15 protein-coding genes are annotated in these 15644 nt (G+C 65.6%); 4 read left to right on the forward strand and 11 right to left on the reverse strand.

The features are described from left to right. Positions 1 to 19: 19 nt before the first annotated feature. The gene (locus tag DLM85_RS02705) at positions 20 to 445 is read right to left on the reverse strand and encodes a response regulator (RefSeq protein WP_111476518.1); all 426 of its coding nucleotides are present in this window, start codon (positions 443 to 445) and stop codon (positions 20 to 22) included. Between the two features lie 52 nt (positions 446 to 497). Beyond that, positions 498 to 3560: a PAS domain-containing protein gene (locus DLM85_RS02710; protein ID WP_111476519.1), complete on the reverse strand. Its 3063-nt coding sequence runs from the start codon at positions 3558 to 3560 to the stop codon at positions 498 to 500. A gap of 282 nt (positions 3561 to 3842) precedes the next feature. Between DLM85_RS02710 and DLM85_RS02715 the strand changes: the two genes are divergently transcribed. Next, positions 3843 to 4025 carry a hypothetical protein gene (locus DLM85_RS02715; RefSeq protein ID WP_111476520.1) on the forward strand — a complete coding sequence of 61 codons (183 nt, stop codon included), beginning with the start codon at positions 3843 to 3845 and terminating at the stop codon, positions 4023 to 4025. Between the two features lie 200 nt (positions 4026 to 4225). On the opposite strand, the gene DLM85_RS02720 is transcribed toward DLM85_RS02715, so the two are convergent. Continuing rightward, positions 4226 to 4690 carry a peptidylprolyl isomerase gene (locus DLM85_RS02720; protein ID WP_111476521.1) on the reverse strand — a complete coding sequence of 155 codons (465 nt, stop codon included), beginning with the start codon at positions 4688 to 4690 and terminating at the stop codon, positions 4226 to 4228. A gap of 323 nt (positions 4691 to 5013) precedes the next feature. On the opposite strand from DLM85_RS02720, the gene DLM85_RS02725 reads away from it, so the two are divergent. Next, positions 5014 to 5502, forward strand: a complete 489-nt coding sequence (locus tag DLM85_RS02725; protein ID WP_243635885.1) for a fasciclin domain-containing protein — start codon at positions 5014 to 5016, stop codon at positions 5500 to 5502. Between the two features lie 162 nt (positions 5503 to 5664). Continuing rightward, positions 5665 to 6279, forward strand: coding sequence for a fasciclin domain-containing protein (locus tag DLM85_RS02730; protein ID WP_111476523.1), 615 nt, complete (start codon positions 5665 to 5667; stop codon positions 6277 to 6279). A gap of 256 nt (positions 6280 to 6535) precedes the next feature. Here the strand turns inward: DLM85_RS02730 and DLM85_RS02735 are convergent, their stop codons facing one another. From DLM85_RS02735 to DLM85_RS02765, 7 genes are all read right to left on the reverse strand, one after another. Further along, a complete protein-coding gene (locus DLM85_RS02735; protein WP_111476524.1) occupies positions 6536 to 7429 on the reverse strand; it encodes an NAD(P)-dependent oxidoreductase in 894 nt (297 codons plus the stop codon). 238 nt (positions 7430 to 7667) lie between these two features. Then, on the reverse strand, positions 7668 to 8597 hold the full coding sequence (rsgA, locus tag DLM85_RS02740) for a ribosome small subunit-dependent GTPase A (RefSeq protein ID WP_111476525.1): 930 nt from the start codon (positions 8595 to 8597) through the stop codon (positions 7668 to 7670). A gap of 91 nt (positions 8598 to 8688) precedes the next feature. Next, positions 8689 to 9876: a 3-deoxy-D-manno-octulosonic acid transferase gene (locus DLM85_RS02745; protein ID WP_243635850.1), complete on the reverse strand. Its 1188-nt coding sequence runs from the start codon at positions 9874 to 9876 to the stop codon at positions 8689 to 8691. Between the two features lie 274 nt (positions 9877 to 10150). Next, positions 10151 to 10783 carry a peroxiredoxin gene (locus DLM85_RS02750; RefSeq protein ID WP_111476527.1) on the reverse strand — a complete coding sequence of 211 codons (633 nt, stop codon included), beginning with the start codon at positions 10781 to 10783 and terminating at the stop codon, positions 10151 to 10153. A 143-nt stretch (positions 10784 to 10926) separates the two neighbouring features. Then, positions 10927 to 11358, reverse strand: coding sequence for a Fur family transcriptional regulator (locus tag DLM85_RS02755; protein ID WP_165821984.1), 432 nt, complete (start codon positions 11356 to 11358; stop codon positions 10927 to 10929). Positions 11359 to 11681: 323 nt separating this feature from the next. Next, complete coding sequence (locus DLM85_RS02760; RefSeq protein WP_111476529.1) at positions 11682 to 12455, reverse strand: enoyl-CoA hydratase-related protein; 774 nt, start codon at positions 12453 to 12455, stop codon at positions 11682 to 11684. A gap of 81 nt (positions 12456 to 12536) precedes the next feature. After that, positions 12537 to 13835 carry an aspartate kinase gene (locus DLM85_RS02765; protein WP_111476530.1) on the reverse strand — a complete coding sequence of 433 codons (1299 nt, stop codon included), beginning with the start codon at positions 13833 to 13835 and terminating at the stop codon, positions 12537 to 12539. 80 nt (positions 13836 to 13915) lie between these two features. On the opposite strand from DLM85_RS02765, the gene fbp reads away from it, so the two are divergent. Then, positions 13916 to 14950, forward strand: coding sequence for a class 1 fructose-bisphosphatase (fbp, locus tag DLM85_RS02770; RefSeq protein ID WP_111476531.1), 1035 nt, complete (start codon positions 13916 to 13918; stop codon positions 14948 to 14950). A 123-nt stretch (positions 14951 to 15073) separates the two neighbouring features. Here fbp and DLM85_RS02775 read toward each other — a convergent pair whose 3' ends face one another. Beyond that, on the reverse strand, positions 15074 to 15622 hold the full coding sequence (locus DLM85_RS02775) for a DUF5606 family protein (protein ID WP_111476532.1): 549 nt from the start codon (positions 15620 to 15622) through the stop codon (positions 15074 to 15076). Positions 15623 to 15644: the final 22 nt, after the last annotated feature.

Here is a 15644-nt window from a genome sequence, read left to right on the forward strand (position 1 = left end):
GCAGCGGCCGGAGGGCCGCTCAAATCCCGGGCACGTGCTGGCGGAAGTACTGATCGAGAATGGCGTGGACCTTGGCTTCGGTCAGGGGCTTGTCGACAACGGTGGTGACGGGCAGCCGCTGCATCTGCTGCATGTCGCGCTCGTGCAGGGAGGTGGTCAGCACCACCACCACGGTGCCCTGACGGCGGGTGGCGGGCAGCTGCTGCCAGGCCTGCAGAAACTCGATGCCGTTCATCACGGGCATGTTCACGTCGAGCAGGATCAGGGCCGGAGCGGGGTTGACCGGGCCCGCGGGCGCCGGCTGGCCCAGCAGGCGCAGCGCATCGGCCCCGTTTTCCGCCACCCGCAGCTCATCGGCCACGGCCATGCGGCGCAACAGCAGCTGATTCAGAAAATTGGTGGTCGGGTCATCGTCGACCAGCAGAATACTGGAAAGGTGTGGCATGCGGAAAGCGGCGCGGGGCGCCCGGGGCAGAGCGTGCCGCCTTATACGCAGCTTAGGTCGGCAGGTCGATGATGAACGTGCTGCCCCGGCCCAGCTCGCTTTCCACCCGAATGGTGCCGCCGGCGTTTTCCACGATTTTCTTCACCATGTACAGCCCGATGCCCGAGCCCTCGACGTGGGTGTGCAGGCGCTGAAACATGCTGAAGATGCGCCCCTGCTGCCCCGCGTCGATGCCCAGGCCGTTGTCCTGCACCTGCAGGTGCAGGCGGCCCGCGGTCTGCCGGCAGCTCAGGCGCACTTCGGGCACGCGCTCGGGGTGGTGGTACTTCACGGCGTTGCTGAGCAGGTTGTAAATCACCGAGCGCAGGTTTTTGGGCGAAAACAGCACGGTGGAGCAGCCGTCCACCTCCACGTGGAGGCGGGCCCGGGTGTCGCGCAGCAGCGGCAGCAGGTCCTGGCGCACGTCCTCGATGATGGCCGCCAGGGCCACCGACTCGGTGGGCTGGGCGTGTTCCTGCTGCAGCTTGCTCACGTCAGTCAGGTTGTCCAGGGTGCGCTTGAAGCGGTCTACCGAGCCGTGCATGCGCGCCAGAATGGGCTCAATCAAATCCTGCTGGAGCACGGCGGGCGGCAGCTGCTCGGTGAGGGCCTGCAGCAGGCCCTCGATGTTGGTGATGGGCGCCTTCAGGTCGTGGGAGGCGGTGTAGATGAAGTTGTCCAGGTCCACGTTGGTGCGCCGCAGCTGCTGGTTGAGCGCGTCGAGGTCGGCGTTGGTACCGCGCAGCTGCTCGTTGGCGGCGGCCACCTGCTGGCGGGCTTCCACCTGCTCGGTCACGTCGCTGACCAGGGCGTAAAAGCCTCCGACCTGCCCTTCGCGCCAGTCGGGAATGTAGTCGACGTGGATGTGGCGGACAAAGTCCTGGCGGTAGGGCATGCGGGCCTCAAACTCCAGCCGCTCGCCGGCAAACGCCCGCTCCATATACGCCTTCACGTTCTGGTAAGCAGCCTCGCCCACCACTTCGCGCACGGGCCGGCCCACCAGCTCGCTCGGGCCCTGGTTGAACCAGGCCTCGTAAGCGCGGTTGGCAAACTGGTACCGCTCGGCGCGGTCGATGTAGCTGATGAGCACCGGCAGCGCATCGGTGAGCAGCTGCAGCCGCTGGGCGCTGGCTTCGCTGGCCTGGCCGGCGCGCACCTGGTCCGTCACCTCAAAGGCAAACACCATCACCCCGTCGATGCGGCCCCGTTCGTCGAAGCGGGCCTGCTGGATGTAGTTGAAATAGCGGTTTTCCAGCTCGCCGTCGCCGGGGCGGGCCAGCGGAATCAGCATGCCTAGCTCGCGGTGGGTGCGGCCCGTGGCGTATACCTGCTGGAAGGTGCGGTACACGGCGTGCTCCCCGAGCTCCGGCAGCGCTTCGAGCAGGGGTTGGCCCAGCAGCTGCCGGTCGGGAAACAGCTGCTGGTAGCCGGGGTTGACCAGTTCGAACACCAGCTCCGGCCCGCGCAGAATGCAGATGGCCGCCGGCGCCTGCATGAACAGGCGCTCCAGCAGGGCCCGCTGACGCTCGGCGGCGGCCTGGGCGGCCTGCACTTCGCTGGTGCGCTGCTCCACGCGGGCCTCCAGGGCCTGGGCCAGTTCCTGCAGCTGGGCCTGGGCGTGCAGCAGCTCGGTATTGCTGTTCAGCAGCTCCTCGTTGGTGACGCGCAGCTCCTCGTTGGTGGCGGCCAGCTCCTCGTTGAGCGTCTGCACCTGCTGGCGGGCCTGCACCTGGCTGGTCACGTCGACGGCAATATCGAGCACCCCCAGCAGCGCCCCGGCCGGGTCGTAAAGGGGCTGGTACACGAAGTCGAAGTAGCGCGTTTCCAGCCGCCCCTGGTGGCGCAGGGTGGTGGGCACCTCATGGCCCACGAAGGGCACGCGCGTGCGGGCCACCTGGGCCAGCAGGTGGTCGAAGTTCTGGCCCTGCAGCTCGGGCACGGCCAGCAGCAGCGGGCGGCCCAGCACCTGCGGCGGGGTGTAGCCCCACATGGCGCACAGCCGGTCGTTGGCCGCCACGATGAGCTGCTCCGGCCCCTGAAACAGCCCGATGGCCACCGGGGCCTGCATTAGCAGGGCCTGCAGCAGGTTTCGTTCCCGCTCGGTCTGGGCGCGGGCCTCTTCGGCCTGGGCCACGGCGGCGGCCAGCTCGATGTTGGCGGCCTGCAGCTGCTCGTTCAGCCCGCGCTGCTCCTCGTGCAGGGCCTGCACCTGCTGGCGGGCCTGCACCTGCGGCGTCACGTCGTAAGCGAAAACGAAGATGCCGTCGATGGCCCCGCTCAGGTTGTGGCGGGCCTGGTAGATGAAGTTGTAGTAGCGTTTTTCCAGCTCCCGCCGACCCTCGTTGTGGTGGTCGAGCTGCACCAGCATTTCGGTGGCGTAGAAGGTTTCGCCGGTCTGGTACACGTGGTCGAGCAGCGCGAAGATGGGCTGGCCCGCCAGCTCGGGCATGGCCTCACGGATGGGCCGGCCCGCCAGCGGCCGTTCGCCCACCAGCGCCTGGTACTGCGGGTTGACGAACTGGAAGGCGTGCGCCGGGCCGTCGAAAATGCAGATCATGGCCGGGGCCTGCTGAAACACGCTGTGCAGCTGCTGGCGCTGCAGCTCGGCCTCGGCGCGGGCGGCCTGCTCGCGGGCCTGGCTGGCGCGCAGGTCCTCTTCCACGGCCGTGCGCTGGTGGTCGGCGGTATCGGTGAAGCTCACCACCAGCAGGGCGCCGCTGCGCTGGGCCTGCAGGTAAAAGTAGTTGTCGAGCCCGTCGAACTGGTAGTTGACGTCGTAGCGCCGGGTTTCGCCGCCGGCCCGGAACGCCTCGCAGTAAAAGGCGAAGACGCCCGTGGCCGCGTCCTGCGCGCGGGGATAAAGGGTGAGGAAGGTCTCGGCGGGGCGTTCGGGCAGGTGCAGCATGCGCTGGGCCGCCGGGTTCAGGTGCACGTAGGCCAGGTCGACGATGGTGGCCTCGTCGGCGGCGTACACGGGCTGGAACAGGATAACGCCGGTCAGCGACACGCTCAGCAGCGTCTGCAGCAGCTCATTCGCCGGGGCCGAAGCAAGTGTAGCGAGGGGAAGGTCGGGCATAGCGGCAGCGCCGGGCGGAGAAGACAACGAAAGAGACGGGCCCAGTAACGCACGCGGGCTTATCGGTACGGCAAGTTCGCGGAAAAGCCCATACCGGCAACGGCGCAAGGGCTGCAGAGGTTGCCGGCGGGCTTAGCCAGCACGGCGCGCCGTTCGCACAGCCGTTGTCGTTGTTCGGCGAAACGCCCGGCGGAGGGGGGCCGCACCGCCCCACCTTTGTCATGTCGAACGGGCACAGCGGCCCGGTCCACCCGCCCGAAACGCTCTTTTCTGCTCCACATAATGAAAGCTTCCGTCCTCGCCCGCCTCGCCTCGCTGCTCCTGGTTGTCGCCCTGCTGCTGCCCTCGCTGGAGGCCGCCGCGGCCCGCCCCGGCAACTTTGGCCGCCGCGGCAAGACCGGGATGCACCGGCCGGTGTACAAGAAGTACCAGCCCGGCTGCCGCTGGATCTTCCAGAAATACTAGTTGCCCGGACCGCGGATGCGGGGTCAGCAGAAGGGAATGGCTGCTGCTCCCGATTGCCCTTCCGCCGGTCCGCAACTAGCGTTGCCCTCTTCGTCGGTACCGGCCGGCGGGAGGGCATTTTTTTTTGCCGCTGCCGACGCCGCCAAAAAAAGCCCGCCGCCGAATCCGGCAGCGGGCTTTTTTCAAGGGAGTTGCCGGGGCTAGGCCTGATCGTCCTGCACCACGATTTTCTCGATGGTGTCGTTGGGGCGGATCTGGTCGATGACGTCCAGGCCCTCCACCACTTTGCCAAAGCAGGTGTGGTTGCGGTCGAGGTGGGCGGTGTTGTCGCGCGAGTGGCAGATGAAAAACTGCGAGCCGCCGGTGTTGCGGCCGGCGTGGGCCATCGAGAGCACGCCGCGGTCGTGGTACTGGTTGCCGCCGGTCAGCTCGCAGGGAATCTTGTAGCCGGGGCCGCCGGTGCCGGGCGTGCCCTTGGCGCCGTCGCGCGAGTTGGGGCAGCCGCCCTGGATAACGAAGTTCGGCAGCACACGGTGGAACTTCAGCCCGTCATAGAAGCCCTTCTGGGCCAAGTCGGTGAAGTTCTTCACGGTGCCAGGAGCATCCTGCTCGTAGAACTCGACTTTCATCACACCCTTGCTGGTGTGGATTTCGGCAGTTTTCATGGAATGAGGGACTGTGGGGAAACGTGAACCGGAGCCGGCCCGCAGGCCGGAGCGGCTGCAAAAGTAGCTGTTTACGGCGGCCCGCAAATCCGGGGTGCCGTCGAGCTTCGTAAGGTGCAGCACCGCGGGCCGCCGGGCGTCGACGGCCCGCGGTGCTGCACCTTCTTTCCAAACCTACTTTCCGCTCAATGAAAAAGACCCTGACCACCGCCGCCCTGGCCCTGCTGACCGTGGCCGCCCCGCTGGCCCTCAGCAGCTGCGGCGACAACAAAACGGCCGAAACCACCACGACCACCGAAACGGCTACCGTCACGGAGGCCCCCATGGACTCGGCCGCGGCGGCCCCGGCCCCGGCTCCCGCAGGCGTGCTGGTGGGCGGCGCCATGATGACGCCCGACAAGGACATCGTCGACAACGCCGTGAATTCCAAGGACCACACCACCGTGGTAGCCGCCGTGAAGGCCGCTGGCCTGGTGGAGACGCTGAAAGGCGCCGGCCCGTTCACGGTGTTTGCGCCCACCAACGCGGCCTTTGAAGCGCTGCCCGCCGGCACCGTGGACGGCCTGCTGAAGCCCGAAAGCAAGGCCAAGCTCACCAAAGTGCTGACCTACCACGTGGTGCCCGGCGCCCTGAAGGCCGCCGACCTGACCGACGGCCAGGAGCTGACCACCGTGGAAGGCGAAAAGCTGAAAGTGAGCGTGAAAGACGGCAAGGTGATGGTCGGCGGGGCCACCGTCACCATCCCCGACGTGGTGTCGAGCAACGGCGTGACGCACGTCGTCGACAAGGTGCTGCTGCCGGCCAAGCTCTAGGCCCGGCGCGCCCGGCTGACTACCGGCCCGGTCTGCCCCGGCAGGCCGGGCTTTTTCGGGCCCGGCGGCAGGGTTTTGTGGCCGCGAAGCGGGAAAGCGCCGCTGGCCCAACCTTGCCGACCGCTCTTGCGTCTGCTAGCTTTACGTCCCAATCTGACTTCTATGCGCACCCGTTTTACGCCCCTGTTGGCTTTGCTGCCGTTGCTGGCCGCCTGCAACTCCCAGCCCGAAACCACCAACCCCGAAGGCACCGACGCCGCCGTCACCGACTCTACCGCCTACGACCCCAACGCCAGCTCCGACTCCCTGCGCATGGGCAAAACCGGCGGCGTGGCAGTGGGCGGCACTTCCCTCACGCCCGATAAAACCCTGGCCCAGAACCTGGCCGCCTCGCCCGAGCTAAGCCAGCTGCTGGCCGCCGCCGGCAAAACCGACCTGGCCGCCAAGCTGGCCGCCGACGGGCCCTACACCGTGTTTGCCCCGAGCAACGCCGCCTTCAAAGGCCTGCCCTACGGCGCCATGGCCGGCCTGCTCAAGCCCGAAAGCAAGGACAACCTGACCGGCTTGCTCGGCTACCACATCATCCAGAGCCGCCTGCTGGCCCTCGACCTGCGCGACGGGCAGGAGCTGACTACGATGGAAGGCCACAAGCTGAAAATCAGCGTGCAGGGCGACAACATCACCGTCAACGGCGCCAACGTCACCACGCCCGACGTGGTATCGAAAAACGGCATCATCCACGTTATCGACAAAGTGCTGCTGCCGCCCAGCGAGTAGTAAAGCATTGGGAGGCCGCCATCCTGAGGCGTAGCGAAGGACCTTCCTCTCACCCTGCACCACCGCTGCCTACAAAGAGCAGACGCCACCGTCGTAGAAAGCGGACAAACTGAAAAAGCGCCACCCCAACGTTCACGACGTTAGGGGTGGCGCTTTTAATCGTTCTGTTCGTAAATGTTCTGCTCGTTGGCACCAGCGGCGGAGCTAGGCCCGAGCGAGGGCCTTCGCTCTGCTCAGGATGAGCGGGCAAACTACTTCACCGAATCAAACCCGCGCTTTCGGAAATGCGCCGGGCAAAGGAGGTCCAGTCCTCATCGGCGGAGGCGTGGCGGGTGACGGTGGCGGTGAGGTGGTCGAGGATGATATTGGCCACGGGCATGGGCACCTGGTGGGCGCGGGCTTCCGCCAGGGTGAGCTTCAGGTCTTTTTCCAGCAGGGAGGGCGCCGTGCCGGCGGGCTGGTAGTCTTCCTCGGCCACCATGCGGCCGTAGGTGCGGTAGGCGGGGCTGTTGAACAGCGCCGTGGTCAGAAATTCAAACACTTCCATGCGGTCCAGGCCGCTTTTTTCGGCCAGGGTGAAAGCCTCGGCCATGGCCTCGATGGCGGCGCCCAGCATGAAGTTGCCGCAGAGCTTGAGCACGTTGGCCGCGCCCGGGTCTTCGCCCAGGTCGAAGTTGCCCTGGCTGAAGGCGGGCAGCAGCGGCAGCAGGCGCGACTTAGCGTTGTTCGGACCGGCCAGGCACACCCACAGCTGCCCGTTGGCCGCCACGATGGGCCGCCCGAATACCGGCGCCGCTACCAGCCAGGAGCCGTGCTCCCGGTGCGCCCGCGCCAGCTCCTGGTTGGTGGCCGGGGCCACGGTGCTGCAGGAGGCGTGCACGGCCCCGGGCGGCAGGCCGGCCAGGATGCCGTCGTCGCCGGTGGTCAGCTCCCGCAGCACCTCGTCGTCGGTGACCATGCTAAACACGACTTCGGCCTCGCGCACCGCGTCGGCGGGCGTATCGGCCACGCTGGCGCCGCGGGCCCGCATGGCCTCCGCTTTGTCGGGCGAGCGGTTGTAGACGGTGAGGGTGTGGCCGGCCAGCAGCAGGTTGGTCGCCATGGCCTGGCCCATGCGGCCCAGGCCAACGAAGGCAATGTGGTGCTTCATGGAATACGTCCGCGCCCAAGGAGGCTCGTGCAAGTGTATTCGCAGCGAACGGGGCGCAGGTTGTTGCCAAACCGAATCAGCAAGCCCCGAAAGTCGGTACCGATAGTGGTAGCACGACCTGAAAGTCGTCCGACCAATGTCGTTGTTTAGCAAGTTAACAGAACGTCATGCTGAGCTTGTCGAAGCGTGACGCCCTAAATTGATTTTCGGCGACTTCCGAAACCACTTGAAATGCCACTTAGTGGCGGTTGTCCTCGTCGGCGAGCATGCTCAGGTAGCTGTCGTAGCGGGGCAGGGCGATGCGGCCCTTTTCCACGCCCTCGCGCACGGCGCAGCCGGGTTCTTCCACGTGGCGGCAGTTATGGAAGCGGCACTGGCCGAGCAGGGCACGCATTTCGGGGAAGTAATGGGCCAACTCGGTTTTCTTCATGTCCACCAGCCCCAGCTCCTTGATGCCGGGCGTGTCGATGAGGTAGGTGCCGGGGCGCACTTCCAGCATTTCGGCGAAGGTGGTGGTGTGCTTGCCCTTGTCGGAATATTCGCTGATTTCGGCCGTCTTCAGGTCCAGGTCGGGCACCAGCGCGTTGATGAGCGTGCTCTTGCCCACGCCCGAGTGGCCCGAAAGCAGGGTGGTTTTGCCCTCCAGCAGCGCCGCAATCTGGTCAACGCCCTCCCCGGTGTGGGCCGAGCTGCGCAGGGTGGGGTAGCCGGTGCGCTGGTACATGTTCTCGATCTGCCCGAGGTAGTCCAGCAGCTCCTCTTCGTAGATGTCCACCTTGTTGAACACCAGCGTGGCTGGAATCTGGTAGGCCTCGGCCGTCACCAGAAACCGGTCGATAAAGCCGAAGGACGTGGCCGGCGAGGCCAGCGTCACCACCAGCAGGGCCTGGTCGATATTGGCCGCCACGATGTGCGCGTGCTCGGTCTTGTGCACCGAGCGGCGGATGATGTAATTGCGGCGCGGCTCGATGTGGTCGATAACGCCGGTGCCCGCGTCGCCGTCGAGGTCGGTGTCAAACCGTACCACGTCGCCCACGGCCAGCGGATTGCTCACTTTCAGGCCCTTGTGCTTGAAGCGCCCGCGCAGGCGGCAGCGGTGCAGCTGCTGGGTGGCATGGTCGCGCACCACGTACCACGAGCCGGTGGATTTGACGACGGTTCCGGTCATTTAGTGAGTTGGTGAGGTGGTGAATTGGTGAAATGGTGAGTTTGATGGTCGGGAGGTGCGGAGCTGCACAGTCAGAAAGACACTCACCATCTCACCAATTCACCAGCTCGCCGAGGATGCGCCCGGTGGCCCCGGCTTCGTGCTGTACGTAGGCGCGGGCCCGCTGGCCCAGCTCGGCGCGCCGGGCGGCATCCGTCAGCAGCGGCGCCAGCCGGGCTTCGGCTTCGGCGGCCGTGGTTACTACGAAGGCGCTGCCGCCAGCCACCAGGTCGCGGGCTTCGCGAAACTTCGCGTAGCGCGGGCCGAAGAGCAGGGGCAGGCCGAAGGCGGCGGCTTCCAGGGTGTTGTGCAGGCCCTTGCCGAAGGCCCCGCCCACGTAGGCCAGGTCGCCGGCGCGGTATAGCTCGCGCAGCAGGCCGATGTTGTCGATGAGCAGCACGCGGGCCTGGGCCACGGTGGCCGCATCGGCGCGGGAGTAGCGCACCACCCGGCCGGGCAGGGCGGCTTCCACCTGCGCCAGGTGCGCCTCGCTGATTTCGTGGGGCGCCACGATGACGCGCAGCTTGTCGGCGTGGCGCTGCAGGCTGGGGGTAAGCACGTCCACGTCGGGCGGCCACACCGAGCCGGCCACCAGCACCGGGGCTGCATCGGCCGTGAAAGCCGCCACGATGGGCAGCTCGCGGGCCGGAGCGGCAGCCGTGGCCGCCACCGTATCGAAGCGGGTGTCGCCGGCCACCGTCACCTGCGAAATACCAATGCCGCGCAGCAGCCGGGCCGAGGCCTCGTCCTGGGTGAAGATGTGCGTCAGCTGGCGTAGCACCCGGCGGAAAAAGCCGCCCCAGGGCTTGAAAAACGCTTGCTCGGGCCGGAAGATGGCCGACACGCAGACGGTCGGCACCTGCTGGCGCTTCAGCTCGGCCAGGTAGTGGTACCAAAACTCGTACTTAACGAAAATGGCCAGCTCGGGCCGGACCGCCGCCACGAAGGCGCGGGCGTTGCGGGCCGTGTCGAGCGGGAGGTAGAACACGTAGTCGGCGCCGGGCCAGTCCTTGCGTACCTCGTAGCCCGAGGGCGAGAAGAACGTCAGCACCAGCCGGTGGCCGGGGTACTGCTGGCGCAGGGCCTCCAGCAGCGGCCGGCCTTGCTCAAACTCGCCCAGCGAGGCGCAGTGCAGCCAGAGGCGCGGGGCGGCATCGTTGGCCAGGCGGGCCTGCAGGCGCGGCAGCCAGTCGCGGCGGCCGTTCACCCACTGCCGGGCTTTGGGCACGAAGGGCGCCACGAGCCGCAGTAGCAGACCGTAAAGGTGAAGGGCGAGGGAATAAAGGAAAACCAATGTGTGTAGGGCCTGGGCGAACGGGTGACGGACAATCAGACCGCGAAATTAGCAGGTACGCGCGGCCGATGTGTAGCGCGGGCTTCAGCCCGCGTCCGTTCGCGCCTCTGGGGCGGCATTTAAATGCAATAGCGCGGGCAAATGCGGGCCGAAGCCCGCGCTACAGCAAAAAAGCTCCGGCCGCAACGACCGGAGCTTTTCAACGTGTATCAGCTTATTACTAAGCGTGCTTGGCCAGGTAGCTGGCTACGCCTTCGCGGGTGGCCGACATGGCGTCTTTGCCTTCTTCCCAGTTGGCGGGGCACACTTCGCCGTTTTTCTCGAAGTACTGCAGGGCATCCACCAGGCGCATGGCCTCGTCGATGCTGCGGCCCAGCGGACCGTCGTTCACCAGCTGGTGGCGCACGATGCCGTCCTTGTCGATCAGGAACAGGCCGCGGTAGGCTACGGGCGAGCCCACGAAGGTCATTTCGCCGGCTTCGTTGTAGTCGTAGTGGCCGCCGAGCACGTCGTAGTTGGCCGCAATGGTCTTGGTTGCGTCAGCCACCAGCGGGTAGGTGACGCCTTCGATGCCGCCCTTGTCGCGCGGGGTGCTCAGCCAGGCGAAGTGCGAGAAATGCGAGTCGGTGGAGCAGCCCACGATGGCTACGCCTTTGGCCTCAAACTCGGCCAGACGGTCTTCGAACGCAATGATTTCGGTGGGGCAAACGAACGTGAAGTCGGCCGGGTAGAAGTAGAAGATAACGTGCTTCTTGCCCAGGTAACGGTCGAGCGAGAACTCCTCTTCGAATTCGCCGTCGATAACGGCGGTAGCTTTGAACGAGGGGGCACGCTTGCCTACGAGAACTGCCATGATTATGGGGTTGAGTGAAAAAGGGTTGTTTGCGGTTGGTTGGTGGGACAGTTATTCGGGTGCAGTCGGTTGCGGGGTATACGCAGCGAAGGGCGCGCCGGCCATGCCGGTGGGGCGCCCAGCCGGTGGGGCGGCCAGCGGGGTTACTTGCGCACCCCGGTGATGTGCAGCGAGAAGGACTGGGGCTGGAAATGCTCGAAGCCCTTGGTGGCGAAAAACTCCTGCAGCAGCTGGTCCAGCTTCGGGTCGCAGTAATCGATGATTTCCTGCGTGTCCTGGCAGACGAGGTGGTGGTGATTGGTGCAGTCCGTGTCGTAGCGGCGGCGGGTACCGTCGGCGTCGGCCACGCGCTTGAGCAGCCCGGCTGCCACAAACGAGTCCAGCGCCTTGTACACCGTGCCCAGCGAAATGGTGGGGTTGGCCGGCCGCACCGAGCGGAACACCTGCTCGGCCGTGGGGTGGCCCGGCAAGGTCAGCAGGGCTTCCAGAATGCCCAGGCGCTGCTGCGTGGCCCGCAGCCCGGCCTGGGTCAGGCGCAGGTACAGCTGGTCACGGTCGGGAACGGGCAGATTCAAAGGCGTACTCACAGATAGGAATGATTCTCCGCAGCAAAAGTACGCCTATAAGCCGAACCGGCCCAAAAAGGTTTGACAGATGGAAGAAGAGCGGTGCCGGTGGCCGTCATAGTGAGCCTAGCGCGGCAGTCGGTTCTGGACAACGCGCTGCCCCAAAATGAGCCCCGCCCGAAACCAGCATCAGCGGTTTCGGGCGGGGCCGTTTTAGGTTGGGCGTGCTGCGGCGGCGGTGCTACTGAAGGAAGGATTGCCGCCGCTTGATGCACGCAACGTCGTGCCTACCCGCAATGACGGCCGGTGAGCCGCCTGCCGGTACTGCCGTGCTACCGCCCCTTAAACTGCGGCTTGCGCTTTTCTACGAAGGCCGCCATGCCTTCCTTCTGGTCCTCGGAGGCGAAGGTGAGGTAGAAGTTCTTGCGCTCGAAGTGCAGGCCTTCGTCCAGGTGCGTTTCAAACGCCCGGTTCACCGATTCCTTGGCCAGGCGCGCCGCTACCGGCGACATTTCGGCAATGCTGGCGGCGAGGCGGAAGGCTTCTTCCAGAAACTGGCCCACCGGCACCACGCGGTTGACCAGGCCCGCCCGCTCGGCTTCCAGCGCCGAAATCGGCCGGCCGGTCAGCACCATTTCCATGGCGCGGGCCTTGCCCACGGCGCGGGTCAGGCGCTGGGTGCCGCCGGCCCCCGGCATCACCCCGATTTTGATTTCAGGCTGGCCGAACTGGGCCGTTTCCGAGGCCACAATCATGTCGCAGGTCATGGCCAGCTCGCAGCCGCCGCCCAGCGCAAAGCCCGATACGGCCGCAATGAGCGGCTTTTTGGTTTTGCGGATCTGGTCCCACACCGTGAACTGGTCCACGATGAGCATGTCGATGGCCGTGCGGCCGGCCATCTGCTTGATGTCGGCCCCGGCGGCAAAGGCGCGCTCCGAGCCTGTCAGCACGATGGCGCGCACCGACTCGTCGTCGTCCAGCGCCTTGAGGGCCGCGGCTACTTCCTGCATCAGCTGCAGGTTCAGCGCGTTCAGCTCTTTGGGGCGGTTCAGCTCAATCAGGGCCACCTGGGGCCGGGCGTTGGGAGTTACGCGGATAAATTCCATCGGGAAAGGGGAGGAGTGGGAGAATCGAAGAGGCCAGGCGACAAAGAACGGCAGCGGACGCGCCGCCGCTGCCAGGCCGCGCTATTTGGCCGGCGTGCGGGCCACAAACTGAAACGTCTGCCGGGTGCGCTGCTCCAGCAGCAGGTCGCGCCCCCGCGTCAGCTCGCTGATGGCCTCGGGCGTGTAGTTCTTGATGGTGTACAGCTCCAGGCCGGTGTTGTAGTAGATGGTAAACTGCTCGCGCAGCTGCTTCAGCAGCTTGCGCAGCCGGTACTCGTGCCAGTCGGTGCACACCGAAAAGCTGATGGCCGAGTTCTGCATCAGGTTGATTTTCAGCCGCACCTGGGCCAGCGTGCCGAAGATAACCTCCAGGTTTTCCTCGGAAATGAATGTGAGGTCCTTCGACTCAAAGGAAATCAGGCATTGATCGGTCTTGCGGATCAGCGCCGGGGCCAGCAGGCCGTGCTTGCAGTCGTGAATCTTGGTGCCCTCGGCCGCGGGGTCCACAAACGACTTCACGTACAGCGGAATGCGCCGCACGGCCAGGGGCTTGATGGTTTTGGGGTGAATCACCGAGGCCCCGTAGTACGCCATTTCGATGGTTTCCTGATAGCTGATTTCGGGGTAGCGCACCGTGTCGGGGAAGATTTTTGGGTCGGCATTGAGCAGCCCGGCCACGTCCTTCCAGATGGTCACCGACTCGGCCCCGAGGCAGTAGGCGAGGATGGCGGCCGTATAGTCGCTGCCCTCGCGGCCCAGCGTGGTCGTCTGCCCGCTGGCGGTGCCGCCCAGGAAGCCCTGCGTGAGCACCACCCCGCGCTGCAGCATGGGTAGCACCTGCTCGCGCAGGTTGCGCTCGGTGGTGGCCCAGTCCACGCGGGCCTCGCGCCAGGCGTGGTCGGTGCGGATGAGCGGGCGTACGTCCAGCCACTGGGCGCCCACGGCCGCCGCCACAATGCAGGTAGCCAGCAGCTCGCCGAAGCTCACCACCTGATCGTACTGCCGGTCGTACTCGCCCTTCGCGAGCGTGGCCAGCCGGTCGCCCAGCTCCTGCAGCAGGTGATGCAGGGCGCCGCTGCCTTCGCCGCAGGCCGGCACGCCGCCGGCGTTCAGCGCAGCGTCGGGCAGCAGGCCCTGGGCTACCTCCAGGTGGAAGCGGCGCAGCTCGGCCAGCGGGGCGGAATAGTCCTCGCCCGAGTGCGCCAGATGGAAAATGTGCTCCAGCGCGTTGGTGGTTTTGCCCATGGCCGAAACCACCACCAGAAGCGGTTGGCCGTCAGGATTCTGTCCCAGGATATGTTGCAGATTTTTTATCGCGGCGGCGTCCTTGACGGAGGCGCCACCGAACTTATACACGCGGAGCGGGTGCGAAGATTGCATGCGTCAAAAGTAGAAAGCGGGTCGAAAAGGCGTAGTTTTGTTACCCCCTGTTCCCGCTTTTTTCTCACTTTCCCACTGCTATGGATCATAATCAGGACCGCCTCGCGCTGCCGGTCGGCACCACCCTCGACCGGTTTATCATGCGCAAGCAGGAGGACTTTCCCTACGCTACCGGCGAGCTGTCCCAGCTGCTGCGCGACATTGCGCTGGCGGCCAAAATCGTCAACCGCGAAATCAACCGCTCCGGCCTGATTGACATCACCGGCGCCTACGGCCAGCAAAACGTGCAGGGCGAAGAGCAGCAGAAGCTCGACGTCATTGCCAACATCCGCTTCATCCGCGCCCTGCGCAACGGCGGCGAGGTCTGCACGGTCATTTCCGAGGAAGACGAGGACATGATTCAGACCGGCAAAAACCAGGGCAAGTACGTGGTGGCCATCGACCCGCTGGACGGCTCCTCGAACATCGACGTGAACGTGAGCATCGGCACCATCTTCTCGATTTACCGCCGTCAGTCGGCCATCGGGCAGGAGGGCACCCAGGAAGACTGCCTGCAGAAGGGCGTGCACCAGGTGGCCGCCGGCTACGTGATTTACGGTTCGAGCACCATGCTGGTGTACACCACCGGCAACGGCGTCAACGGCTTCACCTACGAAGCTTCGCTGGGCGAATTTTTCCTCTCGCACCCCAACATCACCACGCCGCCGTCGGGCAACATCTACTCCATCAACGAGGGCAGCGCCAACTCCTTCCCCGAGGGCGTGAAGCAGTTTGTGCAGTACTGCAAGGACAGCAGCTTCTCGGCCCGCTACATCGGCTCCCTGGTGGCCGATTTTCACCGCAACCTGCTCAAGGGCGGCATCTACATCTACCCGGCCACGGCCAAAAACACCAACGGCAAGCTGCGCCTGATGTACGAGTGCAACGCCCTGGCCTTCATCGTGGAGCAGGCCGGCGGCAAGGCCAGCAACGGCCAGAAGCGCCTGATGGAAATTGAGCCGACCTCGCTGCACCAGCGCTGCCCGCTCTACATCGGCTCGACGGAACTGGTCGACAAGGCCGAATCCTTCCTCTCGCCCGAGCCCGCCGAAGCCGTGGCCGCCCGCGAAGCGTAGAACGGCAACAGCGCAATCAGCCCGCCAGGACAAGCTTGTGCCCGACCTGACGTTCCGGAATAAGCCACAACTAAAAAGCCCCGCTGAGCAATCAGCGGGGCTTTTTCGTGCGAATCAGGCCGATTACTCCGCCTTCTTGCTTTTGCGCTTGGGCTTGTCTTCCGTAGCGGCTTCGGGGCTGCCGGCAGCATCATCAACCTCGGTCGTTTGCGCGGGCACGGCGCCGCCGGTGCTCAGCTCATCCGTCGAGGCAGCAGCGGCTTCGGCTTCCTCCGCGGCCTGGTAGGGCAGGCGGCTGCTCACGGCTGCGTACCACGATACCAGTTTCTTGATATCGGAGAGGTACACGCGCTGGCGGTCGAAGTCGGGAATGATGTCGCCTAGGAAGCCGGTCAGCTCCTTGTCGGTCGACTTGTTGGTCACGGGCAGCTGCTCCCCGTGCTTCTGGTAGATGCGGTCAAACACCTCCGTCAGCGGCACCGTGTAGTCCGGGTCTTCGGTGTAGATGCTGATTTCGTGCAGCAGCGAAACTTTGTTGCGGGCCGAAGCTACGGAGCGGCGGGCCTGCGGGTCCAGGGTTTCCACCAGCACACCGTTGTTGGCGGGGCGCACGAGGCGGTAGAGGCCGGGCATACCGCTGATGGCGGCAATTTCCCTCAGGTCGTAGGGCATAAAGAGCGGGGAATGGGAAGTG

The organism is Hymenobacter edaphi, assembly GCF_003258365.1.
GTDB lineage: Bacteria > Bacteroidota > Bacteroidia > Cytophagales > Hymenobacteraceae > Solirubrum > Solirubrum edaphi.